This window comes from Aminiphilus sp. (assembly GCF_029975095.1).
Lineage (GTDB): Bacteria > Synergistota > Synergistia > Synergistales > Aminiphilaceae > Aminiphilus.
The window spans coordinates 1-16,516 of sequence record NZ_JARKPW010000144.1 but is presented as its reverse complement, the minus strand read 5'-3'; the positions used below and the strand labels follow the sequence as shown (position 1 = coordinate 16,516).

The window sequence follows — 16,516 nt, the reverse complement described above, 5'->3', positions numbered from 1 at the left end:
GCAGGAGGGGTTTGCGGCAGGGACCGCCCCGGTATCCCGCGAGATCCAGCGCGGCCTTGATCCCCGCGGGACCGAAACGAACCGTCACCGCCTCGTTGAGGGGGAGCAGGCTGAACTGCATCCGCCGGGCGCGCTCCAGATCGCCGGCGCACCAGGCCTCGTAGAGGGCAACGCAGAACTCCGGCGCGACGTTCGCCACGGTGAGCGTTCCGCCCCGGCCCCCGAGGAGCAGCGTGGCAAGCAGCATGCTCCCCCGCCCGGCGAAGAGACAAAAGTCCTTCGGCATTTCCGCGGCGATGGCCGCGAGCTGAGATGCGCTGAAGGTGCTGTCCTTGATGCCCGCCACGTTGGAATGCGCCGCAAGACGCACCGTGAGGGCCGGCGAAAGGTTGATCCCCGTGTTGGCGGGCATGTTGTAGAGAAAGAGCGGCAGGGGGGCCATGTCCGCCACATCGAGAAAATAGCGCTCCAGCGCCGCGTCGGTCATGCTGTTCTTGTAGTAGTGGGGAGGCAGGACGAGAAGCGCGTCGTACCCGAGGGCCGCGGCTTCCCGGCTCAAAAGGAGCGTCTCCCGAAGGGATTCGCACCCCGTTCCCGCAAGAAGGATCTTTTTCCCCGCCACCTTGCCCGCCACCGCGGCGAGGAGCGTTCCTTTCTCCTCCCGCGACAGGGCTGGAAATTCCCCCGTGGATCCCATCACGGCAAAGCCGCGGATTCCCGTGGCGCACCACCGGGAAAGGTTTTCCTCCAGCGCGGGGAGATCCAGCTCCTCGTCGCGGCGAAAGGGGGTGGGAATGGGAAGGAAAATGCCGGAAAAACGGTCCTGGTCGGTTGGTGCCGCGCATGCATGAGCATGAGACGAAGCCGAACGCTCTGTCATGATGGTCCTCCTCGCATCCGATTTTCGGCCATTCTATCATCCCTTTCTTTACAACAAAGACGGGTGCCGGGAAGCCCTCGGGAACCGAAGCGTTCTCCCGTCGGTCCGACGTGGCCGGAAACTCCCCGGAAACACAGCCACATTTCTTTCGCCGCACCGATTTTCGCCTTTCCGTCGGGAAGGAACCGTTCACCGCCTCGTTCCGAAAGTTTTCCCTTTTTCGCGTCATCACATCGGCATTGCGCCTTCCCTAAAAAATGGGGTACAATCGAATTAACTTCAAACGGCAAAGGAGGAAGACCGATGGTCGCACCACCCCCCTTCACGACAACCCCGCCGGATCAGACGCACACGTCCGAGGACGCCCCGACGCGGCGACTTCTGCAGCATGTGCGCCCCGAAGAGTGGAAGAATCCCGATCCGGCGCCCTTTTACCACCTGGTCGTCGTGGGAGGCGGTACGGCCGGGCTCGTGGCCGCGACAAGCGCCGCCACGCTGGGATTTCGCGTGGCCCTCGTGGAGCGCCGCCGTCTGGGGGGCGACCGTCTCAACGCGGGGTGCGTTCCCTCCAAGGCCGTGTGCCGCCTCGCGAAGGCCGCCGCCATGCGGCGGCAATGGCCGCTCCGGCATCCGGACGCGGACGATCTTCCCGACCCGGCGGAGGTCATGCGGCGCGTCCGGGAGATCCGGGCCGACCTCGCGGAAAACGACAGCGCCCACCGCTTGCGGGAGCAGGGCGTGGACGTCTTCTTCGGGGACGCCCGATTCCTGTCCCATGCGTGCCTGACCACGGGAGACGCGTCGCTTCACTTCCGGCGGGCGCTTCTCGCCGTGGGCGCCCGCCCCGCGAAGCCGGCGATTCCGGGGCTCTCCGAGGCGGAGTATCTCACCAACGAGACGCTCTTCGAACTGGAGCGCCTTCCCGCGTCGCTCGCCATCCTGGGGGGCGGTCCCATGGGATGCGAAATGGCTCTGGCGTTTGCCCGGCTCGGCTGCGAGGTCTCCCTGCTCCTCCGCGGAAATCGCCTGCTTCCCCGAGAGGACCGGGAGGTGGGTGATTTTCTCGGCGCCCACCTCGTCCGACAGGGTGTGCGCCTGCTGCCCTTCACGGAGATTCGTTCCTCCAGGCTCCACCGGGACGGGACAACCCTCTCCCTCCAGCGCCCCGAGGGAGACGAGACGCTCCACGCGGAAAAAATCCTGGCCGCCACGGGGCGCGTTCCCGATCTGAGCCGCATGAACCTCGACACGGGCCTCGTCGCCTTCGACCCCGCCGGCGGCATCCGTGTGGACGATCATCTGCGAACCTCCAACGAGGCGGTCTTCGCCGCGGGAGACTGCTGCCTCGACACGAAATACACCGCCGCCGCGGAAGCCTCGGCCCATATCGCCCTGCAGAACGCCTTCTTTCCCGTGAAGCGCCGGTGGAGTTCCGTCCCGGTTCCGCGGTGCACCTTCACCGATCCGGAGATCGCCACGGTGGGACTGACCGAGGAGGAGGCCGCCCGAGCAGGCATTGCCGCAACCGTACTCCGCGTCCCCCTTGCCGAGGTGGACCGGGCGCTCATCGAGGGAGAGCCCGAGGGATTTCTCAAGATCCTGCTCCGCTCCGAGAGCGACACCATCCTCGGCGCGACCCTCGTGTCCGCCCACGCGGGGGAGAGCATCGGCATCATCGCCACGGCCATGGCTGCCGGAATGGGACTCCGCAAGCTCGACAGCGTTCCGTTTCCCTACCCCACCCAAGCCGGAGCAATCGGCAGGGCCGCGAATCTCGCGAACCGACAGCGTCTTACCGCGGGACTCCGGGGACTTCTCTCCCGATGGATCGGCATGCGTTTCGGGTCGGAACACACCGGTCGGCAGGAGAAAAAGGATCGGTCATGAGCACCCCGGCGCGGCAAGGAGGCGAGCGATGATGCGGCCTCTTCTCCTTCTCGCCTTTGCACTGCTGCTTTTGCTCGGCACCACGTGGCTCGGCAGGCGGCGCACCAAACCCCGGGGATGCGGTCGCGGCTGCCCGGAATGTGGCCTGGGCCCCTGCCCGCCGCCGAAAAAACCCTCACGCAAGTAAGGTGTTCCCTCGCTGGAAGGGGAAGAGTGAAACGTGTACAATAGTGCTGCTTTTTGAAAATATGAACTTTTACAAATGACCTCCGGGGTTTCGTCGGCCTCCGAAAAAGGGCCCCACCCCGGGAGAGCGGTGCATCCTTCTTTCGACAGCCCCGGCGGGAAAAGAAGCGCCGGATGCGAAAGGGACCCGGCTCATGCGGAAGGGAGATTCCACGGATGGAGCACACCGTCTACGTTACGCCGCTCTGGATCTCCGCCATCGCGTTTCTCTTTCTCGCCCTCTACGGCGTCGGACACGCGGGGCAAAACCGCGCTGCCGCACCGTTCTCGGTTTTCATGTTCACCGCCGCCCTCTGGACCGCGCTGTACGCCCTGGGCATCGTCTCCGTCGGGCTGGGGGAAAAGCTTTTCTGGATGCGCCTTCGCCTTCCCCTGCTCACCTTCCTCCCATTGCCCTGGTTTCTCATGACGGTGCGTTTCCTCAACCGGCCCGAACTGCTTTCCCGTCGTCGCATCTGGTGGTTTCTGCTCGTCCCCGCCCTCGACATCCTCTTCTGCGCCGACCCGCGCCTCTTCGCCCTCCTCGTTCGGAACAACTTCCATCTCGTCACCGACAGCAGCGGAGGAGCGCTGCTCTATCACAGCGGCCCCTGGTTCTGGTTTCGCATCACCTACTTCTACGGCATCCTCCTCTGGTCACTGTCGCTGCTGCTGCGCAATCTCCAGGATGTCCCCTCCCGTTTCCGGGGCAACGCGGTACTGGTTCTCGCGGGAGCCTTCCTCGCGATCGTCACGGACGCGCTCTTCAACCTGGGCATCCGACTGGTTCCCGGAATCAACCTCACCCCGCCACTGCTCGCCCTCACGGGCATTCTGGTGGCCCTCTCCCTCCACCGCTACCGTCCTTTCGAACTGGCACCCGTAGCCCGGGAGGCAGTTATGGAGATCATGAACGACCCCGTGTTCGTGCTGGACGAGGCCCATCGCCTCGCCTTCGTGAACCGCGCCGCGGAAAACCGCGTCGGCCTGCCGCGCTCGACACTCCTCGGCGCAGTCGCCCGGGATCTTCCGCCGCCCTGGAACGCAATTCTGGGAAGCGGCAACGGCAAACCGCTCCGAAGCGAGTTCCCTTTGGGAGAACTCAAGGATCGTCAGTGGTTCCACCTCGTCTCCTCGCCGCTTGCGGACGAGCAGGGACAGGAGATGGGCACTCTCGTGGTTCTCCACGACATCACGGAACTGCACCGCGCCAGGGACACCGCAGAGGCGCTCACCTCCGCAGCGATGGCGCTGGCGTCACCGAAGACCGACCTGACAACACTCCTGGACACCATCCGGGAGCAGGTCTCCCGCCTTCTTGACGCCAGGTCGCTGGTGCTCTCCATCTACAACGATGTCACAAAAACCTGGGAACCGCAGTATGTTTCCGCCCCGGGGACCCCGGAACTCTCGGTCAGCCACCCCCTGGAGGACGGCATCACGGGACACGTCATCGCCACCAAAGAGGCGCTGCTCTTCCGAAACAGGGGAGAGATCGACGCCTTTCTCGAACGAACCGGGCGACACACCTCCGTCTCGGATCGACCGGAATCGCACATGCACGTGCCGCTTCTCTTCGGCGACCGTGTTCTGGGAACCATGCGGGTGCGCAGCGCAGAACCGGGCGCCTACGACGAGCACGACCTCCACATTTTTCGCACCCTCGCTTCCCAGGTGGCGATGGCCCTGGAAAACGTCCGTCTCTTCGGGGAAATGGAGCAGCTCGCCGTCACGGACCCCCTCACGGGCATCGACAACCGGCGTCACTTCTTCACACAGGGGGAAAGGGAGTTCACCAGAACACTCCGCTACGAACGCACGCTTTCGGCGCTCATGTTCGACCTGGATCATTTCAAGCGCGTCAACGACCGATTCGGCCACCGTGCCGGGGACGAGGTTCTCCGGGCCGTGGCAGGGATCTTCCGGAGGGAGCTTCGGACCATCGACCTGCTCGGCCGCTACGGCGGAGAAGAGTTCGCCGCACTGCTTCCCGAAACGCCTCTCGATGCGGCCCTCATCGCCGCGGAGCGTCTCCGGACCGCCGTGGAACACTCGGAGATCATCCTCTCCGGGGAGGAACTCCTCGCCGTCACCGTAAGCGTGGGTGTGGCGGAACGGCAGGAAAAGGACACTCTCGACACCCTTCTCGACAGGGCGGACCAGGCCATGTACAAAGCGAAGCGCCTGGGACGGAACCGCGTGGAGGCGGAACGCTGACCGCAGGCGCTTCTCGGCAAAGCCGGGAACATCGGGAACATCTGTTCAGGATCCCTGGGCAGCCCTCTGTTCCTCTTCGTCCTCCTCGGCGGGGGGAACGAGGGTGAGCATCACCTTGTCCACCCGCATGCCGTCCATGTCCACCACCTCGAAGCGCCATCCCCGCCACTCGAAAGCATCCGTCTCGGAAGGAATGGACCCGAGAAAGGCCACCACGAACCCGCCCACGGTCTGATAGAGCCCCTCCTCCTCGTCGGGCAGCTTTCCCAGAGCGAAGTGCCGCTTCAGCTCCTCCACGGGGAGCAGGCCGTCCACGAGCCAGACGCCGTCCCCCCGGGAGACGATCTTCGGCTCGTCCGCCTCGTGCGCCGAGGGGAGGTCTCCCACGATCTCCTCGGTGATGTCGTGCACCGTAACGAAGCCCGAGACCCCGCCGTATTCGTCGATGACCACCGCCTCGTGAATGCGTGAGGCTTTGAAGCGTTCCAGCACGTCGAAAAAACTCGCGTGCTGGGGAACGAAAAGCGTGTTCCGCAGCACCTTCGACGGATCGAAGCTGTCCCGCCCCATCTCGGAGCGAAGAACGTCCTTCACGTGCACGACTCCGAGCACCTTGTCGAGGTTGCCCGCGCAGACGGGAAAGCGTGAATAGCCGCTCTGGAGAATCAGATCGAAGGTCTCCGCACCCGGTTCCTCCACGTCGATCCAGACGACCCGGGTCCGTGGGGTCATGACCCGACCGACCGTGCGTTCCCCCAGGTCGATGATGCGCTCGATGAGATCCTTCTCCTCCGCCTCCACGGCGCCGCTCGCCGTTCCCTCGGCGAGGACCAGACGGATCTCCTCTTCGGTCACACCGTGTTCCGGCGCGTCTCCCGCGCCGAAGAGACGAAGCACCGTCTTTGTGGAGACACTGAGAAAAGTCACCGCCGGGAGCGTGATGCGGGAGAAGAACCACATGGGACGGGCGAGAAGAGAGGCGAGCCGCTCCGGCGCGTTGAGGGCGATGCGCTTGGGAACGAGTTCACCGAAGACGAGCGTCGCGTAGGCGATGAGCGCCACCACCAGCACCGTGGCCACGGGCCTCGCGTAGGCCCCCAGGAAGGGCAGATCCCGCAGAAAGGGCGCAAGCGCCTTCGACAGGGAGGCGCCCCCCACATATCCCGTCAGAATACCCACGAGGGTGATCCCCACCTGGATCGCCGACAGCAAATGCGTCGGATCTTCGCCGATTTCCAGGGCTTTCCGGGCACCCGTGTCTCCCCCCGCGGCCCGCTGTTCCAGGCGCGCTTTCCGGGATGTGATCACGGCGATCTCCGTCATGGCGAACAATCCGTTCAAAGCGATGAGAAGAACCACGAGGAACAACTCCGTAGACGCAGGATCGGATTCCATCCACACCAACTCCTTCTCGTTCTCAATGGCTTTTCTTCAGGGCACAGGTCCCGCGTTCCGAGGAAAAGGCGTTCACACCCGCGCTTGGGCGGGCACGCTTTCCGTGGGCAAATTCCTCCACATCCGGCGGCTCACTTCTGCGCCGCCCTAGGGCGCTCCGCCTCCTGGCGCCGCTGAATCTCCAGGATCCGCCGGTAGCTGTCCAGAAAGAACACGAAGAGGGAGATCACGAGAGGACCGAGGAAGATTCCCAGAAATCCCCAGGCGGCGAGTCCGCCGATGACGCCGATGAAGACGATGAGAATGTGGGCACCGCTTCCCTCGGAGATGAAAAGGGGGCGGATGAAGTTGTCCACGGTGCTCACCACGCCGAGACTCCAGACGAGGAGAAGCAGCCCCGTGCGCATCTCCCCGGTGGCGATGAGGTAAAGGGATCCGGGAACGAGGACGAGAGGCGTTCCCACGAAGGGAATCATGGCGAGGAGAAACATGAGGATGCCGAAGAGCAGCGGCGTGGGAAGCCCCGCGAAGGCCCATCCCGTCGCGCCGAGAACGGCCTGGATCGCTGCGGTGAAGGTGATGCCGTACACCACGGCGCGGAGCAGCTTTCTCGCCCGGTTCATCACCGCATGGCGCTCCTCCTCGGAGAGAGGGAGGACCGCCTCGATGTATTCCACGATGAGATGGCCGTCCCGGGTCATGAAAAAGGAGGCCACGGTGATGACCACAAGCTGCCACACGAGACCGAACACGTTCTGGGCAAACGCACGGGAAAGGGTGGCCAGGCGGGACGCGGTCCATCCCCCCGCCTGCTGCAGATTGTCCCGAAGAAAGTCCACATAGTCCCCGAGGGGGCCGATGCGGGAAGCGAGCCATTGGGGAAGGAACGCCTTCAGGTCCGCCACGTCAAGGGAACCGGAGAACTCGACCATCAGGTCGAGGATGCGCCCGTAGTTGCGGAGCACTTCCCGGGCAAGCATGGTTCCCGCGAAGACGCCGGGGATGACGATGAGCAGGAGAATCGCTCCGGTGACGAGCGCCGCGGCAATGTTCCGGAACCGCCCCCGGAAGAGCCTCTCCGAAAGCAGGGAGTGCAGGGGGTGCATGAAAAAGGAGAACAGCGCCGCCCAGGCGAGGGGCGACGCGAGAGGAACGGCCACCATGTAGCTGAAAACGAGAATGAGGGAAAAGATGGCCACGAAGGGAATCGCCGTGACCTTGAAGTGGCGGAGGGTCGTCTTGTCCTGCTGATCCATGGATCACTACACCTCTTCCGGAGGATGCCCCGCACTCTCCCCGCACCACGCGGACACTTCCGAGAGCGGGAACGACTCTGCGGCACCATCATTATACACGCTGCCCTGCCATTTCCAGGTAACGGAACGCTAACGGAAAAGCCTTGCGAAGCCGTCGTAGGGTACCAGAGGAATTACCTCGAAGGTGATCAGCCCTTCCTTGACGAGAGGGAGTGAGGCGAGGGCATCCCGGGCTTCCGCTTCGTCGGCGCACTCCAAAAGCAACACCGCATCCCGCCGGGAAGCTCTGAAGTGGATCTCCCGCAGAAGTCCCGCCTGATGCAGCTCCCAGGCACGGAGAGCCTCGGCGTCCAGATGGGGCGCAAACGCCTCGGGGTGCGTTCCCGGGACATCCCTTGCAAGCGCCAGAATCCGCATGAGCACTCCCTCCTCCGCTCTCCGGAACGGCCGCCGAGCAAGACCACCCGATTCCGCCGAACCCCGTCCCGGAAAACAGAACGGATCCGGCCGGGCGACACCGGTTTTCTCCGGGAATCTTCACGTGGTACCATAGCCACAAAAGTCACGAAAAACAGCCGTCTCATTCTTTTTCCGGGAGGTCCATCCTATGAACGACTATCTCCTCGAACGCAAGAGTTCCGTCTTCAAGGCCCTGGCCCATCCAGTGCGCCTCGCCATCGCGGAGCGCCTCATCGAGGGAGAGCGCTGCGTCTGCGAGATCGCCGGGGATTTCCCCTTCGACCGGACCACCATCAGCAAGCACCTCGCGGTGCTCCGCAGCGCCGGAGTCATCCAGGACCGCAAGGAGGGACTCAACGTCTACTATTCCCTTCACCTTCGCTGCCTGGGAAGACTTCTCGCCTGCCTGGACGACTCCATCCGGAACGAACTGCTCTCGGCAGTCCGGACGCTGAAAGAACCGGGACCGGACACGTCTCCGGAATGACCGCCCGCCCGGCGACACGACGCCGCAGGCGGACATGGCAAACCTTCCTCAGGAAACGTAGCGGATCTTGTGGTGTCCCGCGAAGAACCCCGACGGGGCCCGCACCAACCGCGGAAGAGCCTTGTCCCCCTGGGTCTTCCGTACCGTGGCGAACTCCGTGGAGCGCTCTTCGAGCCCCCGGGCGACGAGCCGCGCCGCCGCGCCGAGATCGGGATCGACGCCGTGACGGGGCTCCACCAGAATCTCCAGGACGGGGTCGAGCCGGTCGTCCTCAGTCTTGCGGAGGCTGAAATCCCCCGTGAAGAGCCTTGCCAGCTCGGGATCGCTCTCGAACACTTCCTTCACCTGAGAGACGAGGACATTGGCGCCGAAAAAGGTGACGCCTCCGTCGATGCGTCCCCAGACCAGCACGAAGGGGAGCGGACGCACCGTCTCGCGCGATATGCCCCGGTGTTCGAGCAACGCCAGCGGATCCGCCCCTGCCGCGGCAAGGCGGCCCAGAAGGTCGTCGTATCCAAGAAGAACACCCCGGTCTCCCGTGCGGTACCGCACCAGAGGAACCGCCTGGTAGCGGGAAACCACCAGTTCCTCCTGGTCCGTTTCGAGGAAATGGCTTCCCGGATCGTACTGGCAGAGGGAGGGAATCTCCCGTCTCCCCAGCACCGCTTCCGCAAGGTCGTTCTCGAAGAGCAGCCGCTTGATGGCCGCACACAAAGGCGTCTCCTTGCCGGCGCTGCCGAAATCCGTGGCGCCGTACCCGGAGAGGACGGAGGACAGATCCCCCTCGTTCCGTCCCATACGCCGGTTCAGCGTGCTCCGGAAGATCTCGGAGTAGCCTTCTCCGGCGAGGCGGAAGGCGATGCGCAGCTCTTTCAGGGGAATGCCCTTCTGCTCCGCCAGATCGAGAAGCGTCTTCGCGAAGGGCGGATAGGTGTAGATCACCGTCTGGGCGAAGCGGGGAGAGAAGGTTTCCAGAATCTCCACCGTCTCTTCCATGTTGAGTCCCGGCGAGACGAGGGTGATGTTTCCCCCCTGGACCCCCAGGTTTCGCAGCCCCCAGGTGGTGAGTTCACCGCTGATCCACGACCCGAGCCCCAGGGCCACGATCACCAGCGCGGGATTGACGCTCACCACGAAGGATTCCTCCAGATCGCTCAGGAGATAGTCCGCCACGTAACGTTCCTGCTCGGGCAACTGCGGCCAGTAGGTAGCCTTTCCGGAGGTTCCGGAACTCCGGCAGAGCACGTGTTTGCCCCGGAGCGTCCCGTCGAGGCAAATCTCCTCAAGAGCGTACCGTTTGATGTAGCTTCCCTTGTCCGTGAAGGGCAGGATGGAGAAGTCCTCCAGGGTGGCGACGGCGGGAACGGCGCCGAGCCGTTCCCCGAGAAACCTTCTGTAGGCGGGAACGCGTTCCGTGGCAATGCGATAGAGCTCCAGAACATCCATGCCTGTTCCTCCTCCCGAAGACGGGCGTTTCTGCGGAACCCGCATCCACTCCGCCGGCTCCGGGTCCGCAGGGACGCGGATTCCTCTTTCGGCGGGCAAACGAGGACACCGATTCGGCAAGGCCGATTATAACCCATTCTTTCCCCCTTCGCCACGAAGACACCGTTGAGTGAAACCCTCGTGATGGCGTACAATGACACTGCACAGGCTCCGCTCCGCCGGAGGACCGCGCATTCCCCGGCGGAGACATCCGCACAGGAGGGGGAAAAGGCATGAAGGGCAACTGGTGCAAGGCGTTGTTCGTGAATCTGAGCGACGGCACGGCGGAGATCCGCGGGCTTCCGGCGGAGTGGTTCCGGGACTATGTGGGCGGCGAGGGCGTCGCGGCAAGGCTCTTTCTGGATCTCGCGGCGGGAGGGCCGGATCCCCTCGGGCCGGACAACCCCCTGATCTTCGCCGCAGGACCGCTTTCCGGAACAGCCGCGCCCTGCAGCGGACGGTGTGTGGCTTTCTTCCGCTCGCCTGCGGGAGGCACGCTGGGAGCCTCCAACGGCGGAGGACACTTCGGCCCGGCGCTCAAGCGGAGCGGTGCGGATCTTCTGGTGATCACCGGTGCCGCGTCGTCCCCGAAGATCCTCGTCGTGGACGACGGCACGGCACGCCTGGAGGATGCGTCGAACCTCTGGGGGAAGGGCGTCGCCGAGACGGAGGACGCCGTAAAGGCACGGCTCGACGGCTCGGGATGGCAGGTGGCCTCCATCGGCCCCGCAGGAGAGAACCTGGTCCGCTTTGCCGCGATCATGACGGACAAGCACCGTGCCTTCGGACGGGGCGGTCCCGGCGCCGTCATGGGGAGCAAAAAACTCAAGGCCGTGGCGGTACGGGGGACGAAAACACTCCCCATCGCCGATCCCGAGGGGCTCCGCGAGGCCGCCAAGGCGGCCCGGGAGGAACTCTTCGCCGAGACCTTCGTCCGGGAGGAGCTGCATCCCTTCGGCACCCCCTCCTTCTACGACTCCATCGAAATCCTGGGAATCCTCCCCACCCGGAACTGGCAGCGGGACGAGTTTCCCGAAAGCCGGTCCCTCCTCGGCCACAAGGCCTACCATGAAACGCTGGAGGTGAAGCCCTACGCCTGCTCGGGGTGCCCCATCGCCTGCGGACGGCACACCCGCATCCGCAAGGGCCCCTTTGAGGGGCTCGAAGGTGGCGGCCCCGAGTACGAGACCGTGGCGGCCTTCGGCAGCAAGTGCGAGATCACCGATCTGGAGGCCATCGCCGCGGCGAACCACTGGGCCAACGACCTCGGCCTCGACGTGATCTCCGCCGGACAGGCCGTGGCCACTGCCATGGAGTGGTTCGAGACGGGCGTCCTGAAGGAGGCCGACTGGGGCATGTCCCTCGCCTTCGGCGACGTGAAGGGAATGCTCGACCTCGTGCCCAAGATCGCCCGCCGGGAAGGACTGGGGGATCTCCTCGCCGAAGGGGTGAAGCGTGCCGCCGAGCGCCTCGGCAAGGACGCGGAAAAGGCCGCCATGCACGTGAAAGGGCTGGAGATGGCCGCCGACGGCGTTCGGGCCAGCAAGGGCGAGGCGGTGGTCCACGCCGTTTCCCCCCGGGGAGCGGATCACCTGCGCCCCTATGCTTCCTGCATCGACGCCTTCGGCTACAAGGAACCCGAGCTGGACATCCTGGGGGAGATCAGTTTTACCGAGGACGGCAACAAGGGATGGATCAAACCCTTCCAGGAACTCTGCATGGCCACGAACCTGCTCGGGACGTGCCTGTTCGCCTCCATCACGCTCGCGGTGAAGCCTGCCACCTGGGCGAAACTGCTGAGCTGCGCCCTGGGGCGTCCCGTCTCGAAGGAAGAGCTGCTCCGGCGGGCCGAGGCGGTGATCAACCTGGAGCGCCTCATCAACGCCCGGTTCGGGTTCTCCCGCAAGGACGATTCGCTTCCGGCGCGCTTCACCGACGAGCCCGGACGGGACGGACGGGGCGCCGGAGAAAAGGTGAACCTCGCCGTCGCCCTGGACAGTTTCTACAACGCCATGGGATGGAACCGGGAGACGGGCCTGCCCGAACGGGAGACCCTCTGCCGGCTCGACCTCGACTGGATCGAGACCGTCTGAGGCGGAACGCCCGGACCGAAGCGAGCCGAACGGGAACACCACCACGAAAGGCCCCGCGTCGTCTCCGCAGGGGAAGCAAAGACCCCGGGGAGGAGTGCACATCCTCCCCGGGGTTTCCGTATTTACGCCCCTCCGCCTCCGGCCTTCGCACGTCGGAACGGCACTCATAGCGGCTGTCCCGACGGCCCAGAAACCGTGTTCTCTCCCGGGTCGTCGCGGATGCAACGGCTCGTCACCGCACCCGCGGCCCCCACACCACGTCGCAGGCATTCCTCGCCCCGGCGGATGCGGCGAAGGGGCACGTCAGAGGCCGAGAATCAGGTGGGCGATCTCGAAATAGACCATAATGCCGATGACATCCACGATGGTCGTGATGAAAGGGCCGGACATGACCGCCGGATCGATTCGAAACAACCGGGCGATGAGAGGGAGGCAGACTCCCGCCAGATTGCCGAGCGATACCACCGTCACCAGGGCCAGAGCCACCGTGAGGGCCACACCGCCGTCAAGCCCCATGAAAGAGACCCGAATCAGGGCGATGAGCCCCAGCACACCTCCGAGGAGCAGCCCTGTGACGACCTCCCGGGAGAGCACCCGAAAGAGATCTTTTTTGCGAATCTCACCGAGGGTCATGCCGCGGATCATGAGCGTGGCCGCCTGGGTCCCCGCGTTCCCCCCCGTGTCGATGAGCAGAGGGATGAAAAAAGCGAGTGCCACCATACGCTCCAATGCGTCGGAGTACCCCTTGAGCACCGAAGAGGTCATGGTCTCGGTGACGATGCAGATGAGAAGCCAGGTAAGTCGCTTCCGCGCCAACGCGAGGATTCCCGTCTCCAGATAGCTCTCCTCCGTGGGGGAGATACCCGCCATGCGGTGAAAGTCCTCCGTAGCCTCCTCCTCCACGATGTCGAGCACGTCGTCCCAGGTGACGATCCCCACGAGAAGCCCCTGGCGGTCCACCACGGGAAGAGCCTGTCTGTCGTATTTCGACAGGATTCGGGCGACCTCCTCCTGGTCCGTGTCGGTGGCGACGGAAACGGGAGCGTCGTCCATCACCTCTTCCACGGGCGTTCCGGCCCGGACGAGGATAAGTTCCTCCAGCTCCACCACACCCACGAGGCGCCGCGTATCGTCCACCACGAAGCAGGAGTAGATCGTCTCCTTGCTCGGCGCGAGCCTGCGGATTCTTTCTATGGCCTCCTCCACGGTCATGCGCACCCGGAGATCCACATATTCCGGGGTCATGACGCGCCCCGCAGTACCGTCGGCATAGTCGAGAAGGCGATTCGCCAGGGTCCGTTCCTCCGGAGACAGGAGCCGGAGGAGCTTTTTCACCGTCTTGGCGGGCATCTCGTCGAAAAGCGCCGTCCGGTCGTCGTCGGACATGTTCTCCATAAGCTCCGCCACTTCCCCGTCGGAGAAGGCGGCGAGCAACTCCTCCCGGTGCCCTCCTTCCATCATCTCGAATACCTCGATGGCCGTGTCCTTGGGCAGGAGGCGAAACAGGAGCAATCCCTTGGCGGAGGGGACGCTTTCCAAAAGATCCGCCAGGTCGGCGACTTCCATACCACACAGACGCTCTTTGAGCTCCGCGAAACGGCGATTTTCAAGGGCTGCGTCAACTTCCGACAACACCGTGTCAATATGCAACGTCATGGCGCCCCTCCTTTCCCGCTCTCCCTCAGGAAAACGCATACGACAGGAACCGCTGCGCCGAAGACCGGCAGCCGTTCCTCTACGGGATGAGTGCAGTCGTGTCAGGGATCAAAGAAGGGGGGGATGCCGGAAAAACCGGCAGAAAACGAGCGGAGAAAGAACCCCTTTCCCGATCCGGCGCCGCCGGACCAGGAGAAAGGAACGTCCGTGCGGCGTCAGTGCACTGTTTCGTTCTTCAAGCGGCACTGCGGACGTTGACTTGAACTTTCGTCTTCCATGAAGCGTCACTCCTTCCAGATGTGGACCCGCCGCTGTGTACGCCAGACCGCACAACAAAAAACTGTTTTGCTTTTCAACAGCCGCCCAAAGCAGTATACCCGTTTTTTCCACGAAACCCAAGGCCCGGATGCCGTCCGTCTTTTCGGTGAGGAGTCATCCGTGGTTCTCGTGGATGGTGTAAGTACATGCGGCCCTGGACAGGACGGCGAAAGAGAAGATAATGACCGCGGGAGACATGTTCATCCCGGAAATGTCAGGAGACGAATCCTCCGCCCGAAAACGGCGTCGATAATGCTCCAGGGAGCGGAACAGACAGCCTGGAGATCCCTCACAAGGAAAGCGATGCGGCAGGCACCTTGACGATACCGCTGCATTCGCCACTTTTCTAAGGAAAAGGGGAGAACATGCGGCAGATCGTACGGACGGAGAGAAAACAACACTGGTACGACCAAAGTGAGGAGGAAGATGACAGTGACATTTCGAAAAATCATAGTGGCGGTGATCGTGGTTTTTCTCTCTCTTATCGGACTGAGTACAAAGGCGTACCCTGAAAGCGCACAGGAACCTGAGGCGGACTTCACCGCCCCGGACAGGGCCGATTATACGGACCTGGGTTGGACGGAGGCCTTTGCGGCGGCGAACGACAAGCTTTCCCGGGAATATGCCTTCACCGACTGGAAGCGGATCGACTGGTCCACCCTCTTCGCACGCTACCTGCCCCTTATCCGCCATGCCGAGACGCTCCATGACGAAAAAGCTTATTACAGCTACCTCCACGAGTACCTTTTCTCGATCCCGGACGGGCACATAAGCCTGACCGCCGGCGATCCTTCGATTCCCTTGTCCATAAGCCGTGAACTGATCGGGGGAGGATACGGTCTTGCACTCGCCGAGACGGATGATCATCGTGTCGTTGTTGCGGCAGTGCTTCCGGGCGGGCCGGCAAGCCGCTTTGGAATTCTTGCGGGGGCGGAGATCGCACGGTGGGGAGACGTGCCTGCCGTTGAAGCCATAGGAAGAATCGACATAGGGCGAGTTCCTTACAGGGCGCTCACGAGCGACGTTTCGCCCAATGTCGAGAGTTCGATTGCCACCACCGAGCATTACCGGCTGGAACAGGCGAGATTGCTGGTCCGGGCACCCGTGAACACCCACATCGAGATCGTTTTCAGGAATCCCGGTTCGGCGGAATTCCGGCGGATCGGCCTGACGGCGGAAGAAGACGGGGGAAAGACGTTTTCGCTGCTGAATTTCGCGGTCCGGCCGGATTTTACGGGCAAAGTGGATTTCCGGATACTGCCGGAAGGATACGGCTATCTTCGTTTGAGGGCCTTTGCGGACCTGGACGACATGTCCGCCTACCCGGAGAAGATCTACCGGAGAATTCGTGAAGCGGTCAGCACTTTCGTCGCAGCCGACGTTCCCGGGGTGATCATCGACTTGCGCGGCAACTATGGAGGTTTTGACCAGCTCGCGGCAGATCTGTGCGGTTTTTTCACTTCCTCGAAAACATTCTTCGAAAGCCCGGTCATGTACGACAAACGGGACGGAACCTTCCTCTCCCTGGGAGATCTTTACATCACACCGCAAGAGCCGTGCTTTTCCGGACCGGTGGCCGTACTGATCAATCCCGGGACGAAAAGCTCCGGAGAAGGACCACCGGCATTCTTTGCGAAGAGGCCTTCTTCATGTGTCATCGGCTTCCATGGGACAAACGGATCCTTCGGTCTGGCCGGGGGAGAGATCGTCATGCCCGGAGGCTACACGATCGCGTACCCCTACGGGCGCTCCGTGGACCAGGACGGGCAAATCCGGCTGGACAGCCGAGACGGCGTCGGCGGAGTGCTTCCGACCCGCCGAATTCCGAAAACGGTCCCGACCATCCTGGCGTATGCCGCACACGAAGATGTCGAACTTGGCTACGCGGTCGATTTTCTCAACGGGGCAACCGTTTCAGCACGTTGAGGCGGAGGCGCGCCGGACCACTCGGTTTCCGTGAGCTGGAATAGTGCTTCCCCTTCTCGTTTTGGTGCCATTGTGGAAGAGAAAGCAAGTATCCCCGCGATGACGCACCCATCTCCGCAGCGACGTCAGGCACGTCCGCCCGGCGAGGAGACGTCCATCCCGCAGATGAGTGCTTCCGGAAGCGACTCCGGCGGAAACTCCTCCCAGGGGACGATCTTGCCGGGATTGAGGA

General features: G+C 63.6%; 12 protein-coding genes. 6 read left to right on the top strand and 6 right to left on the bottom strand.

The genetic code is table 11. The features are described 5' to 3' along the window. Positions 1-880, bottom strand: an 880-nt coding sequence (locus Q1K49_RS08835) for a dihydrodipicolinate synthase family protein (protein WP_300525204.1), incomplete at its 3' end; no start/stop codon positions are given. A gap of 303 nt (positions 881-1,183) precedes the next feature. Here Q1K49_RS08835 and Q1K49_RS08830 point away from each other — a divergent pair. From Q1K49_RS08830 to Q1K49_RS08820, 3 genes are all read left to right on the top strand, one after another. Next, positions 1,184-2,767: an FAD-dependent oxidoreductase gene (locus Q1K49_RS08830; protein ID WP_300525201.1), complete on the top strand. Its 1,584-nt coding sequence runs from the start codon at positions 1,184-1,186 to the stop codon at positions 2,765-2,767. Positions 2,768-2,795: 28 nt separating this feature from the next. Further along, entirely contained in the window at positions 2,796-2,954 is a 159-nt protein-coding gene (locus tag Q1K49_RS08825; protein WP_213693695.1) for a hypothetical protein, read from the top strand. A gap of 215 nt (positions 2,955-3,169) precedes the next feature. Further along, complete coding sequence (locus Q1K49_RS08820) at positions 3,170-5,209, top strand: diguanylate cyclase (protein ID WP_300525198.1); 2,040 nt, start codon at positions 3,170-3,172, stop codon at positions 5,207-5,209. Positions 5,210-5,254: 45 nt separating this feature from the next. Here Q1K49_RS08820 and Q1K49_RS08815 read toward each other — a convergent pair whose 3' ends face one another. The 3 genes from Q1K49_RS08815 to Q1K49_RS08805 all read right to left on the bottom strand — a co-directional run bounded on the left by Q1K49_RS08815 (position 5,255) and on the right by Q1K49_RS08805 (position 8,277). After that, positions 5,255-6,604, bottom strand: a complete 1,350-nt coding sequence (locus Q1K49_RS08815; protein ID WP_300525196.1) for a hemolysin family protein — start codon at positions 6,602-6,604, stop codon at positions 5,255-5,257. Positions 6,605-6,735: 131 nt separating this feature from the next. Beyond that, the gene (locus Q1K49_RS08810) at positions 6,736-7,860 is read right to left on the bottom strand and encodes an AI-2E family transporter (RefSeq protein ID WP_300525193.1); all 1,125 of its coding nucleotides are present in this window, start codon (positions 7,858-7,860) and stop codon (positions 6,736-6,738) included. Between the two features lie 129 nt (positions 7,861-7,989). After that, positions 7,990-8,277, bottom strand: a complete 288-nt coding sequence (locus Q1K49_RS08805) for a muconolactone Delta-isomerase family protein (protein ID WP_300525191.1) — start codon at positions 8,275-8,277, stop codon at positions 7,990-7,992. Between the two features lie 190 nt (positions 8,278-8,467). Here Q1K49_RS08805 and Q1K49_RS08800 point away from each other — a divergent pair, with 190 nt between their 5' ends. Then, a complete protein-coding gene (locus Q1K49_RS08800) occupies positions 8,468-8,806 on the top strand; it encodes a metalloregulator ArsR/SmtB family transcription factor (RefSeq protein WP_300525189.1) in 339 nt (112 codons plus the stop codon). Between the two features lie 48 nt (positions 8,807-8,854). On the opposite strand, the gene Q1K49_RS08795 is transcribed toward Q1K49_RS08800, so the two are convergent. After that, on the bottom strand, positions 8,855-10,252 hold the full coding sequence (locus Q1K49_RS08795) for a hypothetical protein (protein ID WP_300525188.1): 1,398 nt from the start codon (positions 10,250-10,252) through the stop codon (positions 8,855-8,857). Positions 10,253-10,524: 272 nt separating this feature from the next. Between Q1K49_RS08795 and Q1K49_RS08790 the strand changes: the two genes are divergently transcribed. Continuing rightward, the gene (locus tag Q1K49_RS08790; RefSeq protein ID WP_300525186.1) at positions 10,525-12,384 is read left to right on the top strand and encodes an aldehyde ferredoxin oxidoreductase family protein; all 1,860 of its coding nucleotides are present in this window, start codon (positions 10,525-10,527) and stop codon (positions 12,382-12,384) included. Between the two features lie 303 nt (positions 12,385-12,687). On the opposite strand, the gene mgtE is transcribed toward Q1K49_RS08790, so the two are convergent. Next, positions 12,688-14,040 (bottom strand): magnesium transporter, encoded by a 1,353-nt coding sequence (mgtE, locus tag Q1K49_RS08785; RefSeq protein WP_300525184.1) that lies wholly within the window; start codon positions 14,038-14,040, stop codon positions 12,688-12,690. Between the two features lie 750 nt (positions 14,041-14,790). On the opposite strand from mgtE, the gene Q1K49_RS08780 reads away from it, so the two are divergent. Then, positions 14,791-16,284: a S41 family peptidase gene (locus Q1K49_RS08780; RefSeq protein ID WP_300525183.1), complete on the top strand. Its 1,494-nt coding sequence runs from the start codon at positions 14,791-14,793 to the stop codon at positions 16,282-16,284. Positions 16,285-16,516 lie beyond the last annotated feature (232 nt).